Source organism: Kribbella sp. NPDC056951 (assembly GCF_042674205.1).
Classification (GTDB): Bacteria; Actinomycetota; Actinomycetes; order Propionibacteriales; family Kribbellaceae; genus Kribbella; species Kribbella yunnanensis.
In genome coordinates, this window is the sequence record NZ_JBHUQZ010000007.1 from 133,674 (window position 1) to 160,673 (window position 27,000).

24 protein-coding genes and 1 tRNA gene are annotated in these 27,000 nt (G+C 67.6%); 15 read left to right on the forward strand and 10 right to left on the reverse strand.

The window, feature by feature from the left end; genetic code table 11:
* Positions 1–3 precede the first annotated feature (3 nt).
* The 3 genes from ACFTSF_RS26360 to ACFTSF_RS26370 form a co-directional block, all read right to left on the reverse strand.
* On the reverse strand, positions 4–774 hold the full coding sequence (locus ACFTSF_RS26360) for a hypothetical protein (RefSeq protein WP_380156461.1): 771 nt from the start codon (positions 772–774) through the stop codon (positions 4–6).
* A gap of 12 nt (positions 775–786) precedes the next feature.
* Positions 787–1,275, reverse strand: a complete 489-nt coding sequence (locus ACFTSF_RS26365; RefSeq protein ID WP_344159050.1) for a SigE family RNA polymerase sigma factor — start codon at positions 1,273–1,275, stop codon at positions 787–789.
* Between the two features lie 184 nt (positions 1,276–1,459).
* Positions 1,460–2,482, reverse strand: coding sequence for a S8 family serine peptidase (locus tag ACFTSF_RS26370; protein ID WP_380156462.1), 1,023 nt, complete (start codon positions 2,480–2,482; stop codon positions 1,460–1,462).
* Positions 2,483–2,685: 203 nt separating this feature from the next.
* Here ACFTSF_RS26370 and ACFTSF_RS26375 point away from each other — a divergent pair, with 203 nt between their 5' ends.
* Complete coding sequence (locus ACFTSF_RS26375; protein ID WP_380156464.1) at positions 2,686–3,645, forward strand: bacteriocin fulvocin C-related protein; 960 nt, start codon at positions 2,686–2,688, stop codon at positions 3,643–3,645.
* 282 nt (positions 3,646–3,927) lie between these two features.
* Here the strand turns inward: ACFTSF_RS26375 and ACFTSF_RS26380 are convergent.
* Positions 3,928–4,000 (reverse strand) — tRNA-His (locus ACFTSF_RS26380).
* Positions 4,001–4,069: 69 nt separating this feature from the next.
* The gene (gene orn, locus ACFTSF_RS26385) at positions 4,070–4,666 is read right to left on the reverse strand and encodes an oligoribonuclease (protein ID WP_344159064.1); all 597 of its coding nucleotides are present in this window, start codon (positions 4,664–4,666) and stop codon (positions 4,070–4,072) included.
* A 184-nt stretch (positions 4,667–4,850) separates the two neighbouring features.
* Here orn and ACFTSF_RS26390 point away from each other — a divergent pair, with 184 nt between their 5' ends.
* The 3 genes from ACFTSF_RS26390 to ACFTSF_RS26400 are packed head-to-tail and all read left to right on the forward strand — an operon-like array spanning position 4,851 to position 8,971.
* A complete protein-coding gene (locus tag ACFTSF_RS26390; RefSeq protein ID WP_380156466.1) occupies positions 4,851–8,054 on the forward strand; it encodes a tetratricopeptide repeat protein in 3,204 nt (1,067 codons plus the stop codon).
* Positions 8,055–8,087: 33 nt separating this feature from the next.
* Positions 8,088–8,501: a peptidoglycan DD-metalloendopeptidase family protein gene (locus ACFTSF_RS26395; RefSeq protein WP_380156468.1), complete on the forward strand. Its 414-nt coding sequence runs from the start codon at positions 8,088–8,090 to the stop codon at positions 8,499–8,501.
* On the forward strand, positions 8,498–8,971 hold the full coding sequence (locus ACFTSF_RS26400) for a GNAT family N-acetyltransferase (protein ID WP_380156470.1): 474 nt from the start codon (positions 8,498–8,500) through the stop codon (positions 8,969–8,971). The genes ACFTSF_RS26395 and ACFTSF_RS26400 overlap by 4 nt, the downstream gene beginning before the upstream one ends.
* 48 nt (positions 8,972–9,019) lie before the next feature.
* Here the strand turns inward: ACFTSF_RS26400 and ACFTSF_RS26405 are convergent, their stop codons facing one another.
* Positions 9,020–9,223, reverse strand: a complete 204-nt coding sequence (locus ACFTSF_RS26405) for a cold-shock protein (RefSeq protein ID WP_132164162.1) — start codon at positions 9,221–9,223, stop codon at positions 9,020–9,022.
* A 265-nt stretch (positions 9,224–9,488) separates the two neighbouring features.
* Here ACFTSF_RS26405 and ACFTSF_RS26410 point away from each other — a divergent pair, with 265 nt between their 5' ends.
* The 4 genes from ACFTSF_RS26410 (at position 9,489) to ACFTSF_RS26425 (ending at position 14,283) form a co-directional block, all read left to right on the forward strand.
* Positions 9,489–10,280 (forward strand): hydroxypyruvate isomerase family protein, encoded by a 792-nt coding sequence (locus ACFTSF_RS26410; RefSeq protein ID WP_380156473.1) that lies wholly within the window; start codon positions 9,489–9,491, stop codon positions 10,278–10,280.
* 57 nt (positions 10,281–10,337) lie between these two features.
* On the forward strand, positions 10,338–12,104 hold the full coding sequence (gene gcl, locus ACFTSF_RS26415) for a glyoxylate carboligase (RefSeq protein ID WP_380156475.1): 1,767 nt from the start codon (positions 10,338–10,340) through the stop codon (positions 12,102–12,104).
* A 5-nt stretch (positions 12,105–12,109) separates the two neighbouring features.
* On the forward strand, positions 12,110–13,132 hold the full coding sequence (locus ACFTSF_RS26420) for a 2-dehydropantoate 2-reductase (RefSeq protein WP_380156477.1): 1,023 nt from the start codon (positions 12,110–12,112) through the stop codon (positions 13,130–13,132).
* 170 nt (positions 13,133–13,302) lie between these two features.
* Positions 13,303–14,283 (forward strand): LacI family DNA-binding transcriptional regulator, encoded by a 981-nt coding sequence (locus ACFTSF_RS26425; RefSeq protein ID WP_380156479.1) that lies wholly within the window; start codon positions 13,303–13,305, stop codon positions 14,281–14,283.
* On the opposite strand, the gene ACFTSF_RS26430 is transcribed toward ACFTSF_RS26425, so the two are convergent.
* Genes ACFTSF_RS26430 through sucC form a run of 3 tightly spaced genes read right to left on the reverse strand, consistent with a single transcriptional unit; the run spans position 14,269 to position 17,187 of the window.
* Positions 14,269–15,141: a 2-hydroxy-3-oxopropionate reductase gene (locus ACFTSF_RS26430; RefSeq protein ID WP_380156481.1), complete on the reverse strand. Its 873-nt coding sequence runs from the start codon at positions 15,139–15,141 to the stop codon at positions 14,269–14,271. The two genes, ACFTSF_RS26425 and ACFTSF_RS26430, sit on opposite strands and share 15 nt — an antisense overlap.
* Entirely contained in the window at positions 15,138–16,019 is an 882-nt protein-coding gene (sucD, locus tag ACFTSF_RS26435) for a succinate--CoA ligase subunit alpha (protein ID WP_380156482.1), read from the reverse strand. Before sucD ends, ACFTSF_RS26430 begins: the two co-directional genes overlap by 4 nt.
* A gap of 19 nt (positions 16,020–16,038) precedes the next feature.
* Positions 16,039–17,187 (reverse strand): ADP-forming succinate--CoA ligase subunit beta, encoded by a 1,149-nt coding sequence (gene sucC / locus ACFTSF_RS26440; RefSeq protein ID WP_380156484.1) that lies wholly within the window; start codon positions 17,185–17,187, stop codon positions 16,039–16,041.
* Between the two features lie 156 nt (positions 17,188–17,343).
* On the opposite strand from sucC, the gene ACFTSF_RS26445 reads away from it, so the two are divergent.
* Together ACFTSF_RS26445 and ACFTSF_RS26450 are read left to right on the forward strand one after the other, a co-directional pair.
* Positions 17,344–18,714, forward strand: coding sequence for an OFA family MFS transporter (locus ACFTSF_RS26445; RefSeq protein WP_380156486.1), 1,371 nt, complete (start codon positions 17,344–17,346; stop codon positions 18,712–18,714).
* Positions 18,711–19,265: a hypothetical protein gene (locus ACFTSF_RS26450; protein WP_380156488.1), complete on the forward strand. Its 555-nt coding sequence runs from the start codon at positions 18,711–18,713 to the stop codon at positions 19,263–19,265. The genes ACFTSF_RS26445 and ACFTSF_RS26450 overlap by 4 nt, the downstream gene beginning before the upstream one ends.
* Before the next feature lie 76 nt (positions 19,266–19,341).
* Here ACFTSF_RS26450 and ACFTSF_RS26455 read toward each other — a convergent pair whose 3' ends face one another.
* A complete protein-coding gene (locus ACFTSF_RS26455) occupies positions 19,342–19,626 on the reverse strand; it encodes a hypothetical protein (RefSeq protein WP_344159093.1) in 285 nt (94 codons plus the stop codon).
* Positions 19,627–19,747: 121 nt separating this feature from the next.
* On the opposite strand from ACFTSF_RS26455, the gene ACFTSF_RS26460 reads away from it, so the two are divergent.
* The 5 genes from ACFTSF_RS26460 to ACFTSF_RS26480 all read left to right on the forward strand — a co-directional run bounded on the left by ACFTSF_RS26460 (position 19,748) and on the right by ACFTSF_RS26480 (position 26,993).
* Complete coding sequence (locus ACFTSF_RS26460; RefSeq protein WP_344159095.1) at positions 19,748–21,457, forward strand: thiamine pyrophosphate-binding protein; 1,710 nt, start codon at positions 19,748–19,750, stop codon at positions 21,455–21,457.
* A gap of 12 nt (positions 21,458–21,469) precedes the next feature.
* Positions 21,470–22,696 (forward strand): formyl-CoA transferase, encoded by a 1,227-nt coding sequence (gene frc / locus ACFTSF_RS26465; protein ID WP_380156491.1) that lies wholly within the window; start codon positions 21,470–21,472, stop codon positions 22,694–22,696.
* A 31-nt stretch (positions 22,697–22,727) separates the two neighbouring features.
* Positions 22,728–24,872 (forward strand): acetate--CoA ligase family protein, encoded by a 2,145-nt coding sequence (locus tag ACFTSF_RS26470; protein WP_380156493.1) that lies wholly within the window; start codon positions 22,728–22,730, stop codon positions 24,870–24,872.
* A 71-nt stretch (positions 24,873–24,943) separates the two neighbouring features.
* The gene (locus tag ACFTSF_RS26475; protein WP_380156495.1) at positions 24,944–26,446 is read left to right on the forward strand and encodes an Nramp family divalent metal transporter; all 1,503 of its coding nucleotides are present in this window, start codon (positions 24,944–24,946) and stop codon (positions 26,444–26,446) included.
* A 1-nt stretch (position 26,447) separates the two neighbouring features.
* Positions 26,448–26,993, forward strand: a complete 546-nt coding sequence (locus tag ACFTSF_RS26480) for a hypothetical protein (protein ID WP_344159103.1) — start codon at positions 26,448–26,450, stop codon at positions 26,991–26,993.
* Positions 26,994–27,000: the final 7 nt, after the last annotated feature.

The window sequence follows — 27,000 nt, forward strand, 5'->3', positions numbered from 1 at the left end:
TCCCTACTTGGAGGCCTTGGCCGGGTACGTCCACAGCTTGCTCTCGGCGAGCTCGGTCAGCTGCGCGACGCTGAGGATCGGCGAGGTGCGGGTCGGCTTGGTGTCCTTCTCGCCGGCCGCGTTGTAGCTGGTCAACCCGATGAACCTGCCGTCCTTCCGGGTGATCTCGACGAAGTTCGAGATGATTCCGTTGCCCTCCTGACCGAGCTGCTGCGACCTGATCGTGGAACCGTCCGGCCGCATCGTGCAGCCGGGGAGGTCCTTGCAGCTCACCGGCCTGTTCAGCAGCATCCGCTGGGTGAGCACCTGGACCTGCGACTTCCCCTTGCCGTCGTCGACCACCAACGCGGCGGCGAAGAACCCGTCGTTCTCGCTACCCCAGGACTCCGGCGCACTCAGCGTCCGTCCAGGTGCCTTGAGCAACGACCGCAAGGTGGCCAGCGTCGGGCCGCCGGGCTTCGGCTTCGGGATCTTCGTCGGCTGCGTCGACGGCAGACCGGACAGAGTGTTGGTCGGCTTGGTGGACGCCACCGGCGGACCGGCCACCATCGGCCCAGCGTCCCCGCGGTGATCGAAATGCTGGAAACCGGCGACCACCAGCCCCATCGTCACCAGTACGGCGCCTCCCGCGGCCACGCCGGCAGCCGTACTACGCCGGCGCCGCAATCGAACCCCCTGCGCCAGACTGCGCTGCACCAGATCAACCGACTCCGGCTCCAGCCCGTCGGTGGCCCGAGCCATCAAGCCGGGCAGCTGACCATCAAGCTTGTTCACACCTTCTCCTGTTCACTGAGCGATCAACTGTCCGACGTCGTCCCCGAGCACCGCGCGCAACCGCTCCAGCGCCCGCGCCGTCCGGGTGGTGATCGCACTCGGCTTCTTCCCCAGATCCAGCGCCACCTGCTCGACGCTGCGATCTTCGAAGTACCGCAGCACCAACACCGCCCGATCCAACGGAAGCAACTCCCGAAGCGCCCCCTGCAAAGCCACCCGCAGCTCGACATCCACACCAGGCCCGGCGCTCTCCGGCAGCGCCGACGTAGGCCGCTCCGACCAACTCTTCCGCCGCCGCTGCGAAACAAAGGTCCGCACCAGCGCAGTCCGCGCGTAAGCCTCCGGACTGTCGATCCGGTTCCAGGCCTTCAGCATGTTCGCCAAGGTCTCCTGCACCAGATCCTCGGCATGATGCCGATCCCCGCACAACAACCAAGCAGTCCGGTACAAAGGCCCCACCCGAGCCCGAGCGAACTCCTCGAACTCCGCAATCCCCTTCATCCACCCTCCACCAGGTCGCCTACACCCCCTAGACGCACCCAACACCTCGCTGGGTCACACCCCTGGCAAGATAAGACCGTGAATGGAAGCTCCTGGTTCGCCTACGCAGTAGTCGTCGCCGTGACGTTCGCCGTGGCGCTGGTGGCGTTCACCGTCTGGGTGCTCAGCCTCGTCTTCTGACGAGTCAGCGGGGGCCGCCGGTGAAGAGGAGGCGGTTGGGGGAGCCCTGGAGGGGACCCTTCAGAGCGCCTTGGGTGGCGTTCTTGATCAGCCAGGTGCGCACTTCCTCCGGCGTGGCTGTCCTGTGGACGGAGAGGTAGAGGGCGGCCGCGCCGCTGACGATCGGGGCTGCCCAGGACGTCGCGGCGCCCTCCGAGGCGGCGATGCCGCTCGGGACGAGGGTTTTGTCCACCAGTGAGGTGACGTTCTCGGCGGGGGCGAAAAGGTCCACACAGCGGCCGTGGTTCAGGCCGGCGTCTTCGTCGGTCTCGGTCGATGCGGCCACCGTGACGACCTTGGGCAGGCCGGCCGGGGGATGCTTGCAGGCGTCCTCGCCGTCGTTACCGGCCGAGGCGACAACCGTGAGGCCGGCGTCGACGATCCGCTGCACGGCAGCAGTGATCGCGGGTACCGGCGGACTCACGTTGAAGGACAGATTCACCACCGCGGGCTTGGTCGCGTGGTCGGCCACCCAGTTGAGAGCCTCGGCGAGCCGCGCCACCCGCTGGGCCTCGGTCACCTCCCCTTCGAGGCCCTCGCAGCCGTAGCTCGAACCGACCGAGACGACCTTTGCCTGCTTGGCGACGCCGGTACGCCGGCCTGCCACCAACCCGGCCACGAAGAGCCCATGGTTGGTGCCGTCCTCCAAACTGCACGCCACCCCGGCTTTGAGGCCCACCGATGCCCGGCCGCCGAAGTCGGAGTGGAGTACGTCGAAGAGCCCGTCGACGACGTAGACCGTCACGCCCTGTCCTTCACCGGTGGTGCTGAAGCGCTGGTTCAGCGGCCGCTGGTGCTGGTCGATCCGGTCCAGCGCCCACCCCGGGTTCCGCTGCGTCACCTCCGCGGGCCGGACTGTCGAAGGCGGCGGGTTCGGGGCACCGGACTCCGGCGCGGAGTCCCCGCCGGAGCAGCCGCTGACACCGATAAGCAGCGCGGCCAAACCGGTCGCGAGCACGCTGCGCCGCCGGCGCCATCCCAAGATCATGGCGCCAGCGTAGGACCGAGCCGCCCGCGAATTCGCGACCGAAACGAGCAGCCGAACGGGCAGACCCTACTGCCGGAGATCTGGGCGGTGTCGTTCCGCCTCCTTTTCGCCCAGATCGAAAAGGCGGCGACCCCCGGACCCTGTGGTCGTCGATCGTCGTCGAAAAGATGGCTCCTGGGACAGCGGCGACGTACTAAATGTTCATGGTTGAGACTGGGGAAAACGAACGCTGGGTACTCGCCTTCGACGCGGCGTGCAGTACTTGTGACGAGATCGCGCGGGCGGCGGAAGCCGCCGCGGGCGGACGTCTGCAGGTGTTGCCGTTGAAGGATTCGCAAGTGGAGCGGTGGCGCGCGACAGCCTTCGGCGCGGAGCCGCCGTTCGGGCCCACCCTGCTGCGGATCCGGCACAACGGGCAGCAGGTGCGAGGCTGGACCGGGCGCCAGCTGGTGGCACCACTCGTCGGCCGCCTGGGGATGAGCCGAACCATCCGCGTACTTGACGCCCTGGGGCAGCTGCAGGCAAGGGTGCGCCAGCCACTCCAAGCGACCACGCGGCCGGTCGGCGTCAGCCGCGCGCAGTTCCTTCGGTGGGGTGCGATGCTCGCCGGTGGCGTCGTGCTAGGCGGAGCAGCCCCCGCCTTCGCAGCAGAGCGAGCCACCGCCGCCAAAAACTGGGTCGCCGCCAACCGGAACAACCTCCCCCGCACATACGGCGAGTTCAGCCGCTACCAACTTGCGTTCCGCAAGGAAATCTTCCGCAAGCTCCCCGTCTCCACCCGGGCCACCCTGTGGCGCGAACACATCCTCCGCTACCGCGCCGAGCACAAGTCCCTAACAGCCGCCCAGCACAAAGCACTGGCCGCCCTGGACAACTTCATTGCCACCGATTCCGTCTTCGACCCGAACACCCCAAACCAAGACACCAAGGCACTGAAGTCCCACATAACCGCTGCCTTCGGCGCCCCCGAGACAGCCCACCTACTCTCGTCCCTCGGCTCACCCGCGAGCCCCGCGGACAGAATCCCCGACCCCGACTGCAACTGCTGCAAACACGACGACTACTGCAACGGCCCCTCCTACTGCGCCCCCCGCGGCTGCGTCTGGGACGACTCCGGCTGCGGCACCTTCTGGCAAGAAGAATGCGACGGCATGTGCGCCTAACCCAACAGAGGAAGCTGCTTGTAGTACGCCGACCGTAGTAGCCCAGCAAACAGCGCCCCCCAGCCACAGCGCGGACCCGGGAAGCCTGCCCCAGCCACAGCAGCCGAGCGAAGCGAAGGCGAAGGGCGAGAAGCAACCTCAGCCACAGCAGCCGAGCGAAGCGAAGGCGAAGGGGGTGCGGGTGGCGAAGCCCCCGCCCGCGCCAAGCGAAGCGCAGGCGCACAAAATGCCGAAGGCGACCCGGTCCGCGCTTTCCGCGGACACAGGTCGCCTTCGCCTGAGGGTGAGTGACGGGACTTGAACCCGCGACCACCTGGACCACAACCAGGTGCTCTACCAGCTGAGCTACACCCACCATTGCCGCTCAGTACTGCGGCGGCTGGGTAATCATAGCGATGATGTGCTGCTACTAAAAATCGGGGGTTCAGGACTCCGAGACGGCGGCTGCGGCGGCTCTGGCGGTGTCCGAATCCGGGCCGGGTTGGGGGACGAAGACGGTCTGCCGGTAGTAGCGGAGTTCGGAGATGCTCTCGCGGATGTCGGCGAGGGCTCGGTGGTTGCCGGTCTTGGCGGGGGTGGCGTAGTAGACGCGGGGGTACCAGCGGCGGACGAGTTCCTTGATGGAGCTGACGTCGACGTTGCGGTAGTGCAGGTGCGCTTCGACGCGGGGCATGTCGCGGACCAGGAAGGTGCGGTCGGTGCCGACGGAGTTGCCGGCCAGGGCGGCTTTGCGGGGGTCTTTGACGTAGCCGGCGATGAAGTCGAGGACCTGTTGTTCGGCGTCGGCGAGGTCGATGCCCTGGTCGAGCTCGGCGAGCAGGCCGGAGCCGGTGTGCATGTCGCGGACGAAGTCGCCCATCTGCTCGAGGGCGGCGGCGGGCGGCTTGATCACCAGGTCGATCCCGTCACCGAGCACGTTCAGTTCGTAGTCGGTGACCAGCACCGCGACCTCGATCAGGGCGTCTGCCGCCAGGTCGAGGCCGGTCATCTCGCAGTCGATCCACACCAGCCGGTCATTCATGGGCACCCACCTTACGGCTGACCGTGGACAGTCCCGTGACCGGCTGGCCGCGGGGCGGCTGTTTCCGTTGCCGGTACGGCGAGAATCCGAGACTATTCACCACGGTTGGGTGACAACCTGGTTGCGCTCCGGATGCTGCTGGTGCTGTCCTGTTGCGGGGAGCTGGGGAGGAGGTGCGGGGCTGATGGAACCTGGGGCGGGGACGGTGGGCCGGCCGCGGCTGACGGCGTTGCTGGACGAGGGCGTGCACCGACGGTTGCTGACCGTGGTGGCCGACGCTGGATTCGGCAAGTCGACTTTGTTGTCGGCCTGGGCGGCTGGACGCACCTGTGCCTGGCACACCGTGCGAGCCGAGGACGCGTCGCTGGCCGGCATGGTGGCGCGTCTGGTGGCCGCTCTGCGCAGTCAGGTGCCAGCGCTCGCTTCTATCCCGGCTGAGCTGCAGAGTCCCCGCGGACCGGACGCAGACGCCGAGCAGGAGACCAGAGCCCTCGCGTACGCCGCTCTGCTGGCAGACGCCCTTGATCACAACCTCAACGAGGACCTGGTCCTGGTGCTCGACGATCTGCACGAGCTAGGCCCAGATGCACCAGCGACGCGGCTGATCGAGGGCCTCGTGCGGATAGCGCCAGCGAACGTGCACCTGGTTGTCGCGTCCCGCACCTCGATGCCGTTCGGGATCGACAGGTTGCGTGGCCGGGGTCAGGTCCTGGAGATCGACGCGACCGCGCTGGCGTTCACAGTCCCCGAGACTGTCGCCGTACTGGAGAAGGTGCTCGGTGAAGGTACGGCGGACCTCGCGGAGCCGTTGCAGGCGGCGGTGCAGGGCTGGCCGGCAGCCGTACGGCTGGCTGTCGAGGCGCTGCGGACTGCACCGGCGGCTGAGCGGGCTGGTCGGCTGCGGCGGGCGCTGCGCTCGGACGGTCCGCTCTATGACTACCTGGCTGAGGAGGTCTTCGCCGCCGAGCCTCCATTGGTACGTCGTCTGGTGGCGGGCGTTGCGGTACTGCCCAGGTTCGGATCTGAGCTGTGTCAGGCGATCGGCCTCACCGACAACGCCGACACGCTGCACCAACTGCGGACCCGGGGTCTGTTGGTCTCAGCGGGTGAGGCGGATGGCTACGAGCTCAATCCGCTCGTCAAGAACTTCGCCAACGACAGGCTGGTGGTGGACGAGCCGGAGCTTGCCGAGCTGACTCTGCGAGCTGGGAAGTGGTTCGAGTCTGTCGGTGAGCACCGTGACGCACTGGCCTGCTATCAGTCGGTCGACCCGGCCAGAGTGGCCCGGATGCTCACCGAGACCGGCCACTCGATGGTTGCGGGTGGGCTGGCCGAGGTAGTGGTCGCAGCGGTCGCCGCACTGCCGGCCGACCTGCGCGGTGCTGCGCTGGACCAGCTCGAAGGGGAAGCCCGGCAGGTGCTGGGGGACTGGCAGGGTGCAGTCGAGTGTTTCGACCGCATCATCGAACCGGACGGCGAGATCCCGGTGGGCGTGGCTTGGCGGCTGGGGCTCATCCACCATCTGCGTGGTCAGACCGATGTGGCGATCGCGACGTACCAGCGTGGTCGCATCGACGGGCAGCAGCCGACTGACGAGGCTCTACTGCAGGCGTGGTGGGCGGGCGCACACTGGCTGCGTGGTGAGTTCGAAGAGTGCCGGGCGCTGATCAACTCGGCCTACGAGACGGCCAAGGTGTCTGGTGATGACAGGGCGCTGGCTATCTCGCACACTGTGCTGGCGATGCTGGCTGCGGTCGACAGCGACCCGAGTGGCAACTCGTCGCACTACCTGTATGCGCTGGACCATGCAGAGCGTGCCGGTGACCTCCTGCAGTCGATCCGGATCCGGGTGAACCGCTCGTCGCACCACATCGCCGAGGGCGACTACGAGCTGGGTCTACAGCAGCTCGACATCGCGTTGGAGCTCGCGGATCGCGCCGGCTTCGCAGTGTTCCGTGCGCTGGCCCTCAACAACCGTGGCGAGGCGCTGCTGCGTCGTGGCCGGCTGGATGAGGCGATCGGTGAGCTGGAAGCGTCCCGTGCGCTCTACCAGAAGCTGGACTCCAAGCGGGTCGCCCAGCCGCTGTCGGTACTTGGCGAGGTCTATCGCCAGCGTGGCGACCGTGCGATGGCCAGGGCGTGTTTTGAGGAGGCCATTGCGATCGGTGAGGCGACCAAGGACATGCAGTCGCTGGTCCCGTCGCTGGCTGGCTTGGCGCGAGTCCTGGCAGTAGAGGAGCCGCAGCGCGCAGCGGAGCTGGCTGAGTTGGCCCGGCAGGCCGTTGCCTATGGCCCGGTTCTGGGGCTCTCGGGTGCGCTGGTCGCTTTGGGCTGGGTCACGCTGCACGCCGGCAACCGTGCTGACGCTGCGGCGACTGCAGAGGAGGCTGCCGCGCTCTGCCGTAAGCGGCGCGACCGTGCCGGTCTGGCCGACGCTCTGGAGCTGTACGCCGAGGCTGGTGGCGCATCGGTCCTCCACGAGGTGCTGAACATTCGCAGCGAGCTGGGCGACCAGTTGGGTGAGGCCCGCGCGGAGCTGATGCTGGCCAAGCGGACCAGTGGTGCAGAGGGACGCGAACTCGCCATGCGAGCGCACCAACGCTTCCTGGCGGCCGGTGCGACGCGCTATGCGGCCGCAGCACTGGCTACTAGCGACCAGACCGGTCCTGCTGCGGTGAAGGTGGAGTGTCTGGGCGGCTTCCGGGTGCTGCGCGCCGGCAAGGCGGTCCAACTGGGGGAGTGGCCGTCCAAGAAGGCCCGGGACCTGCTGAAGATCCTGGTCGCCCGCCGCTGCCGACCGGTCGCGCGGGTGCAGCTGCTGGACCTGCTCTGGCCGGACCAGGACGAAACGGTCGCGTCCCCGCGGCTGTCGGTCGCCCTGTCGACCGTGCGGTCCGTGCTCGACCCGGAGAAGAAGTACCCGCCGGACCGCTTCGTCGGCGCCGACCGGGCGACTATCTGGCTCGATGGCGACCAGACGGCGGTCGACGTCGAGCTGTTCCTGCGCGATGCCCGCGAGGGGCTCAATGCCAGCGATCTGCGGTTGCTGCGGGCGGCAGAGGCGGCGTACAGCGGTGACTTCCTTGAAGAGGACGTGTACGCCGACTGGGCCGCAGGGATGCGTGAGGAGGCCAGGGCGCTCTATGTCCGGGTGGCACGGGTCCTGGCCGAGCGGGGACGACGTGACCCGGACGCGACGGCCGGGTACCTGCTCCGCATCCTCCAGCGGGACCAGTACGACGAGCGCGCGCACCTGGGCCTGGTTTCGGCGTTCCAGGCGAGCGGTGCACACGGCGAAGCACGTCGGGCGTACCGGACCTACGTGCAGCGGATGGGCGAGCTGGAGGTCGAGCCTGCGCCCTACCCCGCCGTACCGGCTCGGCTTTAAGACTGGCTGAAGGTCTGCCAGCACCATCTGGTCATGGCAGCACCGGTGCACAAGCCAGTGGTGGTTCGCGAGTACGAGCCCGCGGACCATTCAGGTCGTGACTACCGCACCCAGCCCGGAGGAACGGTCCGGGCGACTTTGGCCGGTGTGGTGGTGCACGTGGACGGTGACCAGGTCGTGGTCGAGTCGAACGCGATCTGGCACCTCTACCGGCCGCTGTCCGAACCGACGGTCAGCCAGGGGGAGACCGTCGAAACGGGTGAACTGCTGGGGTGCGCCGCCGACGCCGCTCTGCACTACGAGGAGCGGGTCGCGCCGTACCGGGCCGGCGATCATCGCAAGCCCCAGTTCGATACGCACACCAACGCCCGGATGCGGGTGGTGGCGCCGGGTGAGTCGGCAGTGGAGGGATCTGCCGAGCCGCCCGGCGCTACCGTGACTACGTGATCGCAACCGCCTTCAGCACCTCTCGCCTGACACTGCTCCCACTGGCACCCCAGTACGCCGAGGAGATGGCCGGCGTACTGTCCGACCCGGCTCTGTATTCCTTCACTGGTGGTGAGCCGCCGACCGTGGACGCGCTCCGGGCCCGGTACGAGCGTCAGGTCGCGGGACCCGGGCGAGCGGACGAGCACTGGCTCAATTGGGTGATCCGGGCCGGTGACGAGCTCATCGGCTTTGTGCAGAGCACTGTGACCGGCAGTACGGCGGAGATCGCCTGGGTGATCGGTTCTGCCTGGCAGGGTCACGGCTACGCCAAGGAAGCGGCTATCGGGCTGGCCGATCGGCTGAAGGCTCAGGATCTTCGGATCATTGCCCATATTCACCCCGACCACCTGGCCTCGGCTGCAGTCGCCGCGGCTGTCGGGCTGAGCCGCACTGATCAGCTCACCGACGGCGAATATCTCTGGACATAAAGAAAAAGCCCCGGGTCGCCGAAGCGAACCGGGGCCTTTCTAAGTCGTTCAGACCGGGCGAACGTTCTCCGCCTGCGGGCCCTTCTGGCCCTGGGTCAGGTCGAACTCGACCTTCTGGTTCTCGTCGAGGCTACGGAAGCCGTCGGTCGCGATCGCCGAGTAGTGCACGAACACGTCGGCGCCGCCGCCGTCCGGGGAGATGAAGCCGAAGCCCTTCTCGCCGTTGAACCACTTCACTGTACCGCTGGCCATGATGTACCGCTTTCTAAAGAAATTAATGAACTGGTTGCGGTCATCCGGCCCGGGACAGAAAAAACGCCCAGCGGATCACAAATCCGCGGGCGTCAATGAACGATCGAGGAACTGCAAAAACTGCAACCGGTAACGACAGTAGCACACGGTACCGGTCCGCAACCGGCGGACGACGTGAACATCCGGCGTCGAATGTGATCTTGACCGCACTGCAGCGGCGGCCTACTGTATCCGGTATACAACGCCCTGCGGGAAGGTGGGATCGATGAACACTGCCCGGTTCGCCGTCAACTGTTCGATCCTGTTCACCGAACTGCCGCTGCTGGAGCGCCCGGCGGCGGCCAAGGCGGCCGGGTTCGAGGCGGTCGAGTTCTGGTGGCCGTTCGACACCCATCTGCCGGGCGATGCCGAGGTCGACGCGTTCGAACGCGCGATCACCGACGCCGGTGTCCAGCTCATCGGGCTGAACTTCGCAGCCGGTGACCTGCCGTCCGGTGACCGCGGTCTGCTCTCGTCGCCGGACACGGCCCGTGAGTTCCGCGACAACATCCCGGTCGCCCTCGGCATCGGGGAGCGGCTCGGCTGCCGTGCGTTCAACGCGCTCTACGGCAACCGCGTGGACGGGTTCAGCCCGCAGGTGCAGGACGAGCTCGCCGCCGAGAACCTCGCGCTGGCCGCAACTGCCGCCGGTGCGCTGGGTGGCGTCGTACTGATCGAGCCGGTCAGTGGCGTCGACCGCTACCCGCTCAAGACCGCGGCCGACGCGGTCGCCGTGGTCGATCGGGTACGGCGGCAGTCCGGCGCGATCGGTCTGCTGCTCGACATCTACCACCTCACTGTCAACGGGGACGACGTGAGTACGGCGATCACCAGGTTCGCGGACCGGATCGCGCACGTACAGATCGCCGACGCGCCCGGCCGGAACGAACCCGGTACCGGGAAGATCCCGGTCGACCAGCACCTCGCCGACCTCGCCACCGCGGGGTACGACGGCTGGATCGCCCTGGAGTACAAGCCGTCCGGCTCGACCGCCGAGAGCTTCGACTGGATCCGCTGAGCCGGATCGCCCTTCGTCTGCCTGAAGCACAGCGTCTTCCGCTCGATTGGAGCTGGTATGCCCCGAATGACCGCTGCCCGCGCTGCCGTGGAGATCCTCCGCCGCGAAGGCGTCACCCACCTGTTCGGCCTGCCCGGAGCGGCCATCAACCCGTTCTACTCCGCCGTCCGCGCCCAGGGCGAGTTGCGCCACGTACTTGCTAGGCACGTCGAGGGCGCCTCGCACATGGCGGAGGGCTACACCCGGGCCCAGGCCGGCAATATCGGCGTCTGCGTCGGTACGTCGGGACCGGCCGGAACTGACATGATCACCGGACTGTATTCGGCCAGCGCCGACTCGATCCCGATCCTCTGTATCACCGGCCAGGCACCCGTGGCCAAGCTGCACAAGGAGGACTTCCAAGCCGTCGACATCTCGTCGATCGCTGCCCCCGTAGCGAAGTGGGCGGTCACGGTGATGGAGGCCGCGCAGGTACCGGGCGCGTTTCAGAAGGCGTTCCAGCTGATGCGGTCGGGCCGGCCGGGGCCGGTACTGATCGATCTGCCGCTCGATGTGCAGCTCACCGAGATCGACTTCGACCCGGAGCTGTACACATCGTTGCCGGTGGCAACGCCAAGAGCAAGCGTCGCGCAGGCGAAGGCGGTGCTGGAAATGCTCGCGCAGGCGGAACGGCCGTTGATCGTGGCCGGTGGCGGGATCGTCAACGCGGACGCGGCCGACCTGCTGGTCGAATTCGCCGAGCTGGCGAACGTGCCCGTCGTACCGACCCTCATGGGCTGGGGGACGATTCCGGACGACCACCGGCTGATGGCTGGGATGGTCGGTCTGCAGACGTCGCATCGCTACGGCAACCAGACGATGCTGGCGGCCGACCTGGTGATCGGGATCGGGAACCGCTGGGCCAATCGGCACACCGGTGGGCTCGACACCTATCGGGCCGGGCGGAAGTTCGTTCATATCGATATCGAGCCGACGCAGATCGGTCGGGTGTTCGCGCCGGATCTCGGGATCGTGTCCGACGCGAAGGCTGCGCTCGAGGTGCTCATCCATGTCGCGCGGCAACAGGCGCCGCTGGACGATCGCTCCGAATGGGCGGCCGCTTGCCGGGACCGCAAGGCGCGACTGCGACGCCGTACCGACTTCGATGATGTGCCGATCAAGCCGCAGCGTGTGTACCAGGAGATGAACAACGCCTTCGGGCCGGAGACGCGGTATGTGTCGACGATCGGGTTGTCGCAGATCCAGGCCGCGCAGATGTTGCACGTGTATCGGCCGAGGCACTGGATCAACGCCGGCCAGGCCGGTCCGCTGGGGTGGACCGGGCCGGCTGCACTCGGGGTCGCGGTGGCGGATCCGGAGACGCCGGTGGTCGCGCTATCGGGCGACTACGACTTCCAGTTCCTGATCGAGGAACTGGCGGTCGGTGCCCAGTTCAACATTCCGTACATCCATGTGGTCGTGAACAATGCGTACCTCGGGCTGATCCGGCAGGCGCAGCGCAACTTCGATATGGACTTCTGCGTACAGCTTGCCTTCGACAACATCAACACGCCGGAGCTCGCCGGGTACGGCGTCGACCACGTGAAGGTGGCCGAAGGCCTTGGCTGCAAGGCGTTGCGCGTGTTCGAACCCGACGGCATCCAGCCCGCACTGGATGAGGCGAAGAAGCTGCTGGCCGAATACAAGGTGCCGGTGGTCGTCGAGGTGATCCTCGAGCGCATCACGAACGTTGCCATGGGCACCGAGATCGACAAGGTGGTCGAGTTCGACGAACTGACCGACGTACGGCACCCGGTGCCGACGGCGTCCGGGCCGAGGGAGTGATGACGATGAAGGTTGCGGTTCTCGGCGCCGGGGCGATCGGTGCGTACGTCGGCGCTGCGTTGCACCGTGGTGGGACCGAGGTGCACCTGATCGCGCGCGGTGCGCATCTGGAGGCGATCCGGCGCGACGGTGTTCGGGTCCTCAGCCCACGTGGCGACTTCGAGGCGCGGACCCCGGCCACGGACGACCCGGCCGAGGTGGGACCGGTGGACTTCGTGTTCCTCGGCCTGAAGGCGAACTCGTACGCCTCGGCCGGACCGCTGCTGGAGCCGTTGCTGCACGACAAGACCGCGGTGATCGCAGCGCAGAACGGCATCCCGTGGTGGTACTTCCACGGACTGAAGGGCCCGTACGAGGGTCGCCGGATCGAGTCCGTGGATCCGGACGGCTCGGTGACGAAGGTGATCTCGCTCGACCGGGCGGTCGGGTGCGTCGTGTACTGCTCGACCGAGCTCGAAGGACCAGGGCTGGTTCGGCATCTGGAGGGCACCCGGTTCTCGATCGGTGAGCCCGGTGGTGGAATCTCCGCCCGGTGCACGGAGTTCAGCGACGCGATGATCGCCGGCGGGCTGAAGTGCCCGGTCGAGGACGACATCCGCAAGGACATCTGGATCAAGCTGCTCGGCAATGCGGCGTTCAATCCGATCAGCGCGCTGGCCCGGGCGACCATGGTCGAGATCGCGACCCACCAGGGCACCCGGGCGATGATCCGGCTGATGATGGAGGAGTCGCTGGAGATCGCGGCCGCGGTCGGTTGCACGCCGGAGATCTCGGTGGACAAGCGGATCGACGGCGCCGAGCGGGTCGGCGAGCACAAGACGTCGATGCTGCAGGACCTCGAGAAGGACAAGCCGCTCGAACTCGACGTCATCCTGGCCGCCGTCGTCGAGCTCGCCGACCTCACCGGTACGCCGGCGCCGACGCTCCGCGCCGTCCATGCGGTCGCCGACCTGCTGTCTCGCAAGATCGGTACCGGCCCGGCCATCGCCCACGCCCCCACCGCCGCGCCCGCCCCGGTGCGCTCCTGAATCAGGTCCGCTCCGGCCCACAGCGACGGCCGGGGCGGACCTGCACCACCCACCAAGTTCCGGAACCGCCGGTCACTTCTCAACGTCCTTGTCCGGTCGTAGTGTTCACGTAAACACGGCCGGATGGGGGAAGTTTGGGTACGACGGGACGACCGCGGCGCGGGCCCTCGATGGCCGACGTCGCCGCCCTCGCGGGGGTCTCCGGGCAGACCGTGTCCCGGGTGGCCAACAACCGAACCAACGTGGACGCGACCACGCGAGCCCGGGTGCGGGCTGCCATGCGAGAGCTCGGCTATCGGCCGAACGGGGCTGCGAGGGCGTTGCGGAACGGCGAGTTCCGGGGCATCGGCGTGATCGTCTTCGAGCTCTCGACCTTCGGTACGACGCGCGTCCTCGACGCGATCGCGACCGCCGCCACCGAGCGCGGCTACTCGGTCAACCTGATGCCGGTCCTGGACATCAACCAGCGCGCGGTCAACGACGCGTTCAACCGACTCAGCGCGCAGGCGGTCGACGGCGTCATCATCCTGACCGAGGCCTACCTCCTCGACGAGGCCGGCGTGCAGCTACCGCACGGGCTGGCCGTGGTGATCGTCGACTCCAGCGCGCACTACGACTATCCGGTGGTCGACACCGACCAGTTCGATGGCGCCCGGCAGGCCGTGGTCCACCTGCTCGAGCTGGGCCACCGGACGGTTCATCACGTCGGTGGCCCGCGGACGTCGTACCCGGCTGCTCATCGTCGTCATGGTTGGGAGCAGACGCTGATCGACCACGGTCGCGAGCTGCCCCCGCCCCACTTCGGCGACTGGACCGCGCAGTCCGGCTACGAGGCCGGCCGCGCGCTGGCGGCGGACCCATCGGTCACCGCCGTCTTCGCCGCCAATGACCAGATGGCGCTCGGCGTGCTGCGCGCACTCCACGAACACAACCGTCAGGTCCCGACCCAGGTGAGCGTGGTGGGCTTCGACGACATGGAGGAGTCCGCGCACTTCTGGCCGCCTCTGACCACAGTCCGCCAGTGCTTCGCCGAACTCGGTCGCTACTCAGTCGAGTCCCTGCTCACCACCTTGGCGAACGGCGAACCGCAGCCGATCGCCGTACCGACCGAACTGATCATCCGGGCGAGCACCACCTCACCGGGACAGTGACTCGATGGTTTTGAGGAGGGCTGAGTGGTCCAGGGAACCGTGACCTTGGGAGCGGGCTGCGGCTACTAGTTGGGCCACGACGCCGGTGACGGGGAGCGAGACGCCGGCGGCTCGGGCTGAGGCCAGGGCGATGCCCATGTCTTTGTGGTGGAGGTCGATGCGGAAGCCGGGCGTGAACTCGCGGGCCAGCATGGTGGTCGACTTCAGGTCGAGGATGCGGTTGCCGGCCAGCCCACCGGCGAGGACTTCGAGACCCCGAGTGCTGTCGACGCCCGAGGCTTCGAGCAGGACGATGGCTTCGGAGACCAAAGAGATGATGCCGGCGACCATCAGCTGGTTGGCGGCCTTCACTGTCTGACCGGAGCCGTGCGGGCCGACGTGCACGATGGTGCGGCCGAGGGCCTCGAAGATCGGGCGGGCGGTTTCGAAGTCCTCGGCCGAACCGCCGACCATGATGGACAGCGAGGCCTTGATGGCACCTTGTTCGCCACCGCTGACCGGTGCGTCCAGGACCTGTACGCCGCGCTCGGCACCGGCCGCCGCGACGGCGATCGAGGTCTCCGGGGCGATCGAGCTCATATCGATCAGCAGTACGCCGGACTCGATCGCCGACAGTACGCCGTCCGGGCCGAGCACGACCTCGGCGACCTGCGGTGAGTCCGGCAGCATCGTGATCACGACCTCGGCCCCGGCGACGGCCGAGGCGATGTCGGGAGCCGGTTTGCCTCCGGCCTGAGCCAGGCGATCCACAGCCGCCGGTACGACGTCGTACCCGGTCACCGCGTGTCCCGCGGCGATGAGGTTCGCCGCCATGTGCGAGCCCATGATCCCCAGGCCGATGAACCCGATGGCGGTCATACAGCAACCAGCACTGAGCGGAGGAGTTCGGCGGTTTCGGTGGGGGTCTTGCCGACGCGAACGCCGGCCGCCTCAAGCGCCTCCTGCTTGGCGGCTGCGGTGCCGGAGGAGCCGGAGACAATCGCGCCGGCGTGGCCCATGGTCTTGCCCTCCGGGGCGGTGAAGCCCGCCACGTACCCGACCACCGGCTTGGTGACGTGGGCCGCGATGTACGCCGCCGCCCGCTCCTCGGCGTCGCCGCCGATCTCGCCGATCATCACGATCGCGTCGGTGTCGGGGTCGTCCTGAAACGCTTGCAGGGCGTCGATGTGGGTGGTCCCGATGATCGGGTCACCGCCGATCCCGATCGCGGTGGAGAAGCCGAAGTCCCGCAGTTCGTACATCATCTGGTAGGTCAGCGTCCCCGACTTCGAGACCAGCCCGATCCGTCCGGGTCCGGCGATGTCGGCCGGGATGATGCCGGCGTTCGCCTGTCCCGGGCTGATGATTCCCGGGCAGTTCGGCCCGATCACGCGGACTCCCGCAGCGGAAGCGTGGGCGAAGAAGGCAGCCGTGTCGTGGACCGGCACGCCCTCGGTGATCACCACCACCAGCGGGATCCCGGCGTCCACCGCCTCGATCACCGCACCCTTGGTGAACCGCGGCGGCACGAACACCACCGACACGTCCGCACCGGTCGCCGCGACCGCGTCCGCGCACGACCCGTAGACCGGGATCGAGCGTTTCGCGAAGTCGACCGACTGGCCGCCCTTGCCCGGCGTCACGCCGCCGACGATATCGGTGCCGGCGGCAAGCATCCGGCTGGTGTGTTTCTGTCCTTCGGCGCCGGTCATCCCCTGGACGACGACGCGGCTCTTCTCGGTCAGGAAGATCGCCATCAGATAAGTCCCTTCAGTCTCAAGCGGCGGCGAGCTCGGCGGCCTTGGCCGCGGCGCCGTCCATCGTGTCGACCACGGTCACCAGCGGATGGTTGGCCTGGGCAAGGATCCGGCGGCCCTCCTCGACGCTGTTCCCGTCGAGCCGAACCACCAGTGGCTTGTCGGCGGCAGCGCCGAGCAGTTCGAGCGCCTGGACGATCCCGTTCGAGACCGCGTCGCACGCAGTGATCCCGCCGAAGACGTTCACGAACACACTGCGCACCTGCGCATCGCTCAGGATGATCCCGAGGCCGTTCGCCATCACCTCGGCCGAGGCGCCGCCGCCGATATCCAGGAAGTTCGCGGGCTTCACGCCGTACTGCGAACCGGCGTACGCGACCACGTCGAGGGTCGACATGACGAGCCCGGCGCCGTTCCCGATGATGCCGACCGAGCCGTCGAGCTTGACGTAGTTCAGGCCCTTGTCGTGCGCGGCCGCCTCGAGCGGATCCGCGGGGGCGCGGTCCTCGAAGGCGGCATGATCCGGATGCCGGTACGCCGTACTGTCGTCCAGCGTCACCTTCCCGTCCAGCGCTTCGAGCGATCCGTCGGCCAGTTTCACCAACGGGTTCACCTCGACCAGCGTGGCGTCCTCGGCGATGAACACATCCCACAGCCGCCGTACGACGTCCTCCGCGCCGGCGGGGAATCCGGCCGCGGCCACGATCTCCGCCGCCTTGGCCTCGTCGACACCGACCGCCGGATCAATAGCCACCTTCGCGATGGCGTCGGGGTTCGTGTGCGCGACCTCCTCGATCTCCACACCGCCTTCGGTGCTGGCGATACAGAGATACGTGCGGTTGGCCCGGTCGACGAGGAAGGAGAAGTAGTACTCCTCGGCGATCGCGGCGGCCGGTGCGAGCAGCACCCGGTGCACGGTGTGGCCCTTGATATCCATGCCGAGGATCTCGCCGGCCCGGGCGACGGCCTCGTCGGGGGAGGCGGCGAGTTTGACCCCGCCGGCCTTGCCGCGGCCACCGGTCTTCACCTGGGCCTTCACCACGACCCGGCCACCGAGTTCCGCGGCGGCTGCGGCCGCGTCGGCCGGATCCTCGATCACGCGGCCGAGCGTCACCGGGACGCCGTGCCGTGCGAACAGCTCTTTGGCTTGGTACTCCATCAGGTCCACAGGGGCAGTCCTTCCGATCCGAGCGGTCGTGTGCCGACTGTATGCGGTATGCAATCTGGTCACAAGAGGCAGCTGCAACACGCCAGGTCTGGACAACCGACGGCGGAGAGGAGTACCACAGATCTCATACGGTATGCAGTAGTCAGGAGGCGCGACATGAATCACGTGACTGCCCGAGACGTGCGTGACGTGTACGGCCGGCGCTATCGGGTCGGCGAGGATCCTCGCGATCTGACCGGGCACTCGCGCCGCTGGCAGTTGTGGGCCGCGTGGGCCTGCATGATCGCCATCAGCCCGTTGCAGTACTCGTTCGGTACGGCGGCGCTCGGTCTCGAGTCCGACCGTGGTTGGGGCGCGGTGCAAACCCTGTGGCTGCTGGCGATCTTCGTCGCCTGCCAAGCCCTGGTCGCCATTCCGGCCGCCTGGGTGCAGCGGGTACGGCGGGCCTCGCCGACCCAGCTCGTGGTTCTCGGTGGCCTGCTGTCCGCCGTCGGCCTCGCGACCCTCGCGCACGCGGACAGCTATGCAGTCGTGGTGATCGGCTACGCCCTGCTCGGCGGAACCGGCGCCGGCATCGTCTACGCCGCATGCATCACCACCTCGGCCCGCTGGTTCCCCGATCGGCGGACATCGACGATCGGATTCGTCACGGGCGGGTTCGCGATCGGCGCCGTACCGAGCATTGTGTTGCTGACGCTGGCCGACAGTCCTGGCAGTCGGCGGCTTGTCTTCGACCTGACTGCGGTTGTCGCGGTGCTGGCCACGGCGATCGGTGGTGGGTTGCTGAAGGATCCGCCGCGGCATTGGTGGCCGGCCGCGATCGACGCGCAGGCCTGGGCGATCGACCGCAAGCTCAATCGCAGCATCCCGCACAACGCACCTGCCGTGCGGCACTACCGTCCGGCCGAGGCGATGCGGACCGGTGCGCTGCCGCTGATGTGGCTGATGCTCGCGATCAGCGCCGCGTTGTCGTTGTTCGGCATCGCCTTCGTCGTGAGCTTCGCAGTGGCCACCGGACTCGGGATGGCGGTCGCGGGCTTCGCCGCCGGATTGCTTGCCGCAGTCAACGGTCTCGGCCGCTCACTCGCAGGCACGCTCTCCGACCGATTCGGCCGGCGGCGCGTACTGGCCGCCGTACTGATGGTCGAGAGCTTCACCCACGTCGGCCTGGTCGTCGCCGGTGAGGCGAGTGTGGGTTGGGCGTTCGTCGTCTGCGCGATGTTCGCCGGCCTCGGTGGCGGAGCGTTCTACGCGATCATGGCCAACCTCGTGCTGGAGTTCTTCGGCGAGAACAGCCTGGTGCAGAACCAGGCGATCCTGTACTCCGCCAAGGCCGTCGGCGGTCTCGTCGGAGTCGGAGTGGCCGCTTCGGTGATCGCGGTGGTTGGCTACCGGCCGCTGTTCCTCGGCGCGGGACTGCTCGGCGTACTGGCTGCACTGAGTGTGCGATTGCTCAAGCAGCCCGGGCGACCTGCGCTACCGGTGCGGCCCCAACTAGGTACGCCGGTCGCCGGGTCGAACGAGTGAGTGAGTACGGGCGCGTTGTGCGGCCCGACCCCTGTGTGATGGAGCTGGTGTCCAAGCTGGCCCGGGAGCCGTGGACGGATCGGCCGTCTTGCGTGCATCCGACTCTGAGCGCGGCGGCCCGGGCCGTCCACGACCACTCCAGCCGGGCCGGACGGCGAGCCCTGCTGCCACTGGCGCCGAAGTTCATCGACACCGCCCGCCCCGGTCTGGAGGTGTCGGCGCGGGTGGTCGCGCTCTGCGTGTCCACCGCGCTGGCCGGCGGTGACATGACCGGAGACGAGGCAGCGCGGCTCGGCAAAGCGCACGAGACCGCGCTGCATCTCTTGACTGGGCGAGGAGAGCCACGCTGGTGGCTGTCTCTCCTTGGCCGGTTCGGCTGGAGCGAACCGTTCTACCGGACCTTCGTCGCCACCGAACAAGTCGCAGAAGCAATCGCGGTCACCGCTCGCCAGGCGAACGGTGACCGCGATCTACGACTACGGCAGCTGCTCAAGCAGTGCCTGGCGGTGCAATTTGCTACGCCTCCGGCGCAGCGGGTCATGGGGCCTTGATTCCCGTGCTTCCCTCGTCGCTCCAGTCGCTTCGCTCCCTGCGCTCCTCAGTCCAGAACGGGGGCCCCATGACCGGTCACGGCGCTCTGCGCCCCGGAGCTCCGACTCCCTCATGATCCACATCCCCGGCGCCCCACAACCCATGGTCGCGGTCGTCGTCGGGGATCACCATCAGCTCGCCGCGGACCGGCACCTGGACCTGGTCCTCGAGCCGGCGCAGGTCCGACGTACAACGTTCGAGATCGTCCAGCAGGCGGAGGACGTCGAGATGCTCACCCAGGTGATTCCTCAACGACATAAGGGACTTCTCGAGGGCCAGCAGTGCGGTCCGGGTTCGGTGCAGCTCCTCGTGAATTGTCATGCAGTCCTCCCTCTGGACAACCACCGTGGCGTGGGATAAGACTACGACTACCACATACGGTATGCAATCTACATTGACCCCAAAAGCCGAGCCCCGGCTCTTTCCGAGGAGATGACTGCAGATGGCGCAGACAGTGTCGGAGAACCAGTCCGTCGCGCAGGTGAAGGAGCCGGAGACGATCTCGGGCGGTCACCTGGTCGCCAAGGCCCTGAAGGCCGAGGGGGTCGACGTGATCTTCACCCTCTGCGGCGGCCACATCATCGACATCTACGACGGCTGCGTCGACGAGGGCATCGCGGTCGTCGACGTCCGGCACGAGCAGGTCGCCGCGCACGCGGCCGACGGCTACGCGCGGATCACCGGCAAGCCCGGCTGCGCGGTCGTCACCGCCGGCCCCGGTACGACGAACGCCGTGACCGGTGTCGCGAACGCCTTCCGCGCCGAGAGCCCGATGCTGCTGATCGGCGGCCAGGGCGCACTGAACCAGCACAAGATGGGGTCCCTGCAGGACCTGCCGCACGTCGACATGATGACGCCGATCACCAAGTTCGCCGCGACCGTGCCGCACACCGCACGCGCCGCCGACATGGTCTCGATGGCGTTCCGCGAGTGCTACAACGGCGCGCTCGGCCCGTCGTTCCTGGAGATCCCGCGCGACATCCTGGACGGTTCGGTCCCGGTCGAGTCCGCGACCGTACCGGAGGCCGGTCACTACCGCGCCTCCACGAAGAGCGTCGGCGACCCGGCCGCGATCGAGGCGCTCGCGGATCTCATCGCGCACGCCGAGAAGCCCGTCGTACTGCTCGGTGGTCAGGTGTGGACCTCGCGCGGCAGCGACGCGGCCACCGACTTCGTGCGGGCGCTCGACGTACCGGCCTTCATGAACGGCGCCGCCCGCGGCACGCTCGCCCCAGGCGACCCGCACCACTTCCACCTGTCCCGGCGGTACGGGTTCAACAACGCCGACCTGATCATCATCGTCGGTACGCCGTTCGACTTCCGGATGGGTTACGGGCGGCGGCTGCCGAAGTCGGCGACCGTCGTACAGATCGACATGGACTACCGCACGGTGGGCAAGAACCGCGATGTCGACCTCGGTCTGGTCGGCGACCCGGGTGCGATCCTGGCCGCGGTCACGCAGGCCTCGACGGGTCGGGTCCGGAAGTCGGATCGCAAGGCCTGGTTCAAGGAACTGCGTGCGGAGGAGGAGGCGGCGTACCAGAAGCGGCTGCCCCGCCAGCTGTCCGACGCGAACCCGATCCACCCGCTGCGGCTCGCGCACGAGATCAACGAGTTCCTCACCGAGGACTCGATCTACATCGGCGACGGCGGCGACATCGTCACCTTCTCCGGTGGCGTCGTCCAGCCGAAGTCGCCCGGCCACTGGATGGACCCGGGCCCGCTCGGCACCCTCGGCGTCGGCGTCCCGTTCGTGCTCGCGGCGAAGTACGCGCGGCCGGACAAGGAGGTCGTCGCGCTGTTCGGTGACGGCGCCTTCTCGATGACCGGCTGGGACTTCGAGACCCTGGTCCGCTTCAAGCTCCCGTTCGTCGGTGTCATCGGCAACAACTCGTCGATGAACCAGATCCGCTACGGCCAGGAGGTCAAGTACGGCCACGACCGCGGCCGGGTCGGCAACACCCTCGGCGACGTCAAGTACGACGAGTTCGCGCGCAACCTCGGCGGGTACGGCGAGGAGGTCCGCGACCCGAAGGACATCGGGCCGGCCATGCAGCGGGCTCGCGAGTCCGGACTGCCGTCGCTGATCAACGTCTGGGTCGACCCGGACGCGTACGCCCCCGGAACCATGAACCAGACCATGTACAAGTGAGAGGACCCCGCCATGTCTAAGGCCCTCGATGGTGTCCGCGTACTCGACATGACGCATGTGCAGTCCGGACCTTCCTGCACCCAGATTCTTGCCTGGCTCGGCGCCGATGTGATCAAGCTCGAAGCGCCCACCGGTGACATCACCCGCCAGCAGCTGCGCGACGTACCGGACGTCGACAGCCTCTACTTCACGATGCTGAACTGCAACAAGCGCAGCATCACGCTGAACATGAAATCCGAGCGGGGCAAGGAGATCTTCGTCGACCTGGTGAAGAACTCCGACGTCCTGGTGGAGAACTTCGCCCCCGGCGCGATCGACCGGATGGGCTTCACCTGGGAGCGCCTGCAGGAGATCAACCCCGAGCTGGTCTTCGCCTCGATCAAGGGCTTCGGCCCGGGCCGGTACGAGAACTTCAAGGCCTACGAGGTGGTTGCCCAGGCGATGGGCGGCGCGATGAGTACGACGGGCTTCGAAGAGGGCCCGCCGACCGCGACCGGCGCTCAGATCGGCGACTCCGGCACCGGGATCCACCTGGTCGCCGGCATCCTCGCCGCGCTCTATCAGCGCACGCACACCGGCAAGGGCCAGCGCGTCTCGGTGGCGATGCAGGAGGCCGTGCTGAACCTGACGCGGGTCAAGCTGCGTGACCAGCAGCGGCTGACGCACGGCCCGCTGAAGGAGTACCCGAACGACAACTTCGGCACCGAGGTGCCGCGGTCCGGGAACGCCTCCGGCGGCGGCCAGCCGGGCTGGGCGGTTCGTACGGCGCCTGGTGGGCCGAACGACTACATCTACGTGATCGTCCAGCCGCCCGGCTGGGCCCCGATCGCGAACCTGATCGGTAAGCCCGAGCTGGCCGAGGACCCGGACTGGGCCACGCCCGCGTCCCGCCTCGACAAGCTGGACAAGATGTTCGCGCTGATCGAGCAGTGGACCGAGCAGCACACCAAGTTCGAGGTGATGGACAAGCTCAACGCGCTGAACGTGCCGTGCGGGCCGATCATGTCCACCCGCGAGCTGATCGAGGACGAGACGCTGGCCGAGCTCGGCGCCGTCGTCGAGGTCGAGCACCCGCAGCGCGGCAGCTTCAAGACCGTCGGCTGCCCGATCAAGCTGTCCGACTCCCCGGTCGACATCGAGACCTCACCCGGTCTCGGTGAGCACAACTCCGCCGTCTACGGATCGCTCGGGATCGACACCGCCGAACTCTCCGAACTCAAGGCCGCCGGCGTCGTCTGACGCCACCATCTTCTGAAATGGAGTGCAGGGCATGACCTATGACAAGGCAGCAGTCCAGACCATCCTCGACCAGGCTCTGGCGGACGGCCGCACCTCGCTGAGCGCGCCCGAGGCCAAGCTGGTCGCGGACGCGTACGGGATCCCGACGCCGGGTGAGGGGCTGGCCACGACTGCCGAGGGAGCCGCCGGTCTCGCGGCCGAGATCGGGTTCCCGGTCGTCCTCAAGATCAGTTCGCCGGACATCCTGCACAAGACCGACGCGGGTGGCGTGGTGGTCGGGGTCGACAGTCCCGAGGCGGCCCAGGCGGCGTACGAGCAGATCATCGCGAACGCCAAGGCGTACAAGGCGGACGCGCAGATCAGCGGTGTCCAGGTGCAGAAGATGCTGGTCACCGGCGGTGACGTCCAGGAGGTCATCGTCGGGGCGGTGACGGATCAGACCTTCGGGAAGATCGTCGCCTTCGGCCTCGGCGGTGTCCTGGTAGAGGTGCTGAAGGACGTCACCTTCCGGCTCGCGCCGCTGAACGACGCCGAGGCGCGGGAGATGATCGACGGGATCAACGCCCACGAGATGCTCGAAGGTGTTCGCGGCGCCAAGCCGGTGGACAAGGACGCGCTGGGCGAGCTGGTCAAGCGGCTGTCCGACCTGGTCACCGACTTCCCGCAGTTCGCCGAGGTGGACCTGAACCCGGTGCTGGCCGGGCCGGACGGCGCCACCGCGGTGGACTTCCGGATCATCGTCGACGCCGAGGCCGGCAAGCCGGTCGAGCGGTACAGCCAGGAGGAGATCCTGACGGCGATGACGCGGATCATGAAACCGCGGGCGGTCGCCGTGATCGGGGCGTCCAACGAGGACGGCAAGATCGGCAACTCGGTGATGAAGAACCTGGTCAACGGCGGGTACGCCGGGGACATCTACCCGATCAACCCCAAGGGCGGCGAAGTCCTTGGGCTCAAGGCCTTCCCGAGCATCCTCGACGTACCGGGTGACGTGGACGTGGCGGTGTTCGCCGTACCGGCCAAGTTCGTCGGCGGAGCGCTCGAGCAGTGTGGCGAGAAGGGCGTGGCCGGGGCGATCCTGATCCCGTCCGGGTTCGCCGAGACCGGTGAGCAGGAGCTCCAGGACGAGATCGTCGCGATCGCGCGGAAGCACAACGTCCGGATTCTCGGGCCGAACATCTACGGCTACTACTACCTGCCGGAGAAGCTCTGCGCGACCTTCTGCACACCGTACGACGTCCAGGGCAGTGTTGCGTTGTCGTCACAGTCCGGTGGGATCGGGATGGCGATCCTGGGCTTCAGCCGGTCCAGCCGGATGGGCGTCTCCGCGATCGTTGGGGTAGGCAACAAGGCCGACATCGACGAGGATGACCTCCTGACGTTCTTCGAGAACGACGACAACACCAACCTGATCGCCATGCATCTAGAGGATCTGAAGGACGGCCGGGCGTTCGCCGAGACGGCGGCCCGGGTGTCGAAGAAGAAGCCGGTCGTCGTGCTCAAGGCCGGCCGCACCGCCATGGGCGCCAAGGCGGCCAGCTCGCACACCGGTGCGCTGGCGGGCAACGACAAGGTGTACGACGACATCCTGCGGCAGAGCGGGGTGGTCCGGGCACCGGGGCTGAACGAGATGCTCCAGTACGCCCGCGGGATCCCGCTGCTGCCGACTCCGAAGGGTGAGAACGTCGTCATCATCACCGGTGCGGGCGGTTCCGGTGTCCTGCTTTCGGACGCCTGTGTCGACAACGGCCTGCAGCTGATGACGATCCCGCCGGATCTGGACGCGGCGTTCAAGAAGTTCATCCCGCCGTTCGGTGCCGCCGGCAACCCGATCGACATCACCGGCGGTGAGCCACCGTCGACGTACCGGAACACGGTCGCGCTCGGTCTGGAAGACGAGCGGATCCATGCGCTGATCCTCGGTTACTGGCACACGATCGTGACACCGCCGATGGTGTTCGCGAAGCTGGTCGCCGAGGTGGTCGAGGAGTACCGGGCCAAGGGCATCGACAAGCCCGTCGTCGCCTCGCTGTCGGGTGACGTCGAGGTCGAAGAGGCCGCTCAGTACCTGTTCGAGCACGGCGTGGTCGCCTATCCGTACACCACCGAGACACCGGTTCAGGTGCTCGGCGCCAAGTACCGCTGGGCCCGCAACGCGGGACCCCTCGGTTCGTAACTCTCCGAGGAGGAAAGTCAGCGGGGGTTTTTCATATTCCAGGTGCCTGGCGTCGATCTAAGGAGTCCGCCTTGGACGTCACAAGCAAGACCTCAGAAGTCCCCGACGAGCCCGCCGCGGCGGCCGTCACCGAGAAGGTCTGGAAAGCCGGCCGGCTCGAACCGATGCCGATCCGGAAACTTCCGGACGCACCACCGTCCCTGCACATCCTCGGCCCGACCGTCTTCCTGGTCGCGCTCGGGGTGGGCATGGGGGAGTCGTACATGTGGCCCCGGCTCGTCCTGGTGTTCGGGCCGGACATCCGCTGGCTGTTCATGGTCGGCGTCACCCTGCAGGCGTTCGTGCTGCTGGAGATGGCGCGGTACGCGATGGCGACCGGGGAGAGCATCTTCTTCGGCGCCGCCCGGATCTTCAAACCGTTGATGTGGTTCTTCTACGTCGCGGCGATCCTGATCTACATGTGGCCCGGTCACCTGTCGGCCGGCGCCGCGGCGTTCGAGGAAGTGAGCGGAATACCCTGGCAGGTGTCGGCGTGCGTGGCTCTGGTGTTCGTCGGCGTCCTGTTCAGCATGTTGTCGGTCATCTACAACTTCCTCGAGAAACTCCTCGGCCTGCTGATCGGCTTCCTGGTCGTCGGTACGTCGATCATCGCGGCACTCGTCGGTAGCTGGGACGATCTGGCCAAGACCATTTCCGGCATGTTCGCCTTCGGGTACTTCCCCGACCAGGCGATGACGAGTGTCTGGTTCCCGGTCGTGGTCGGATCGATCGCGTTTGCCGGACCGTCGGGTATGCAGCAGATGTGGTACACGCTGCAACTGCGCGACAGCGGTGCCGGTATGGGTGCGCACATCCCGAAGATCCGCGGTCTGCGCGCCTCCGGCGAGGCCGAGGCGATGCCGTCGCGGGGCTTCATGTTCGACACCGAGGACCCGGCCGAGATGGCGAAGTGGAAGGGCTGGCGCAAGTGGGTCACGTTCGACGCGCTGCTGCTCTTCTGGGGTATCACGATGCTGGTGACGATCTCGTTCACCGTGCTGGCCATGTCGGCGGCCCGGACGAACCCGAACCTGGCCAGCATCATCCAGGAGGACGACTCGCGGTCCGCGGCGCTCCAGGCGATGTCGGATGCGTTCGCCTCCGCGGGTTCGCCGATCCTGGGTACGTTGTTCTTCGCCTTCATCGCGCTGATCGGACTGAACGCGACCCTGGGTCTGTTCGACTCGTTCTCCCGTGGCCAGGCCGACATGACGTACTACTTCGTCCCGGGCGCCAAGAAGTTCTCGATGTCCCGGATCTACGCCGGGTTCCTGTGGGGCGTGATCGTCTTCGGCATCCTGATCCTCCTGTTCGGCCCGGCCGACGGTCCGGCCGGGATCCTGGACACGCTCGCCTTCCTGTCCACGTTCGCGATGGGCGCCTACTGCATCGTGTTGCTCCTGGTGAACAACAAGTTGCTGCCCAAACCGATCAGGCCCGGTCCGATCCGCAACGTGATCATCGGGTTCGGCGCGGTGTTCTACCTGGGCATGTTGTTCTACTGCCTGTTCCGCTTCGGCGTGGCAGTGGGCTGACATGACCTCGGTCAAGGAACTCGCAGAGTTCACGGCCCCGGCCGCGGTCGTGGGTGCCGCGGCCGGGCTGGTCGCCGGCCTGCTCGGCTCGGTCGCCGGACAGTCCCTCGGCGTGGCCCTGGTCACCGGCCTCGGCCTGGGCCTGCCACTGATCGTGTTCGGCACCGGGTACGCCGTACTCGTTGCCCTAGGCAAAGTCCCGGCCGGGGTGTTCGCCCCGGCCGCGGTCTACTGGGTGGTCGCGTTCCCGCTCTCGCTGCTGGTGCACGCGATCGCCACCGAATGGGTCATCGCCGGCACCCCCGGCCTGCCCGCCGAACCCTGGAAGTTCCTCGCGTTCCGCGCCCTGCTCAGCATGGGCTTCGCGATCGGCTTCCTCTGGATGCACGAACAGATCGGCCGCCACTGGTGGCCACACATCCTCGAGCACAACCGCTACGCCCGCCGTACCGTCGAGCAGTACGTCCACCTCGCCAACGCCATGGAGGCCCGCAAAGCCGCCACCGGCCGAGGCCGCAAGAAGCGCGGCGTAGCCCTGAAGTTCTGACGCCGCA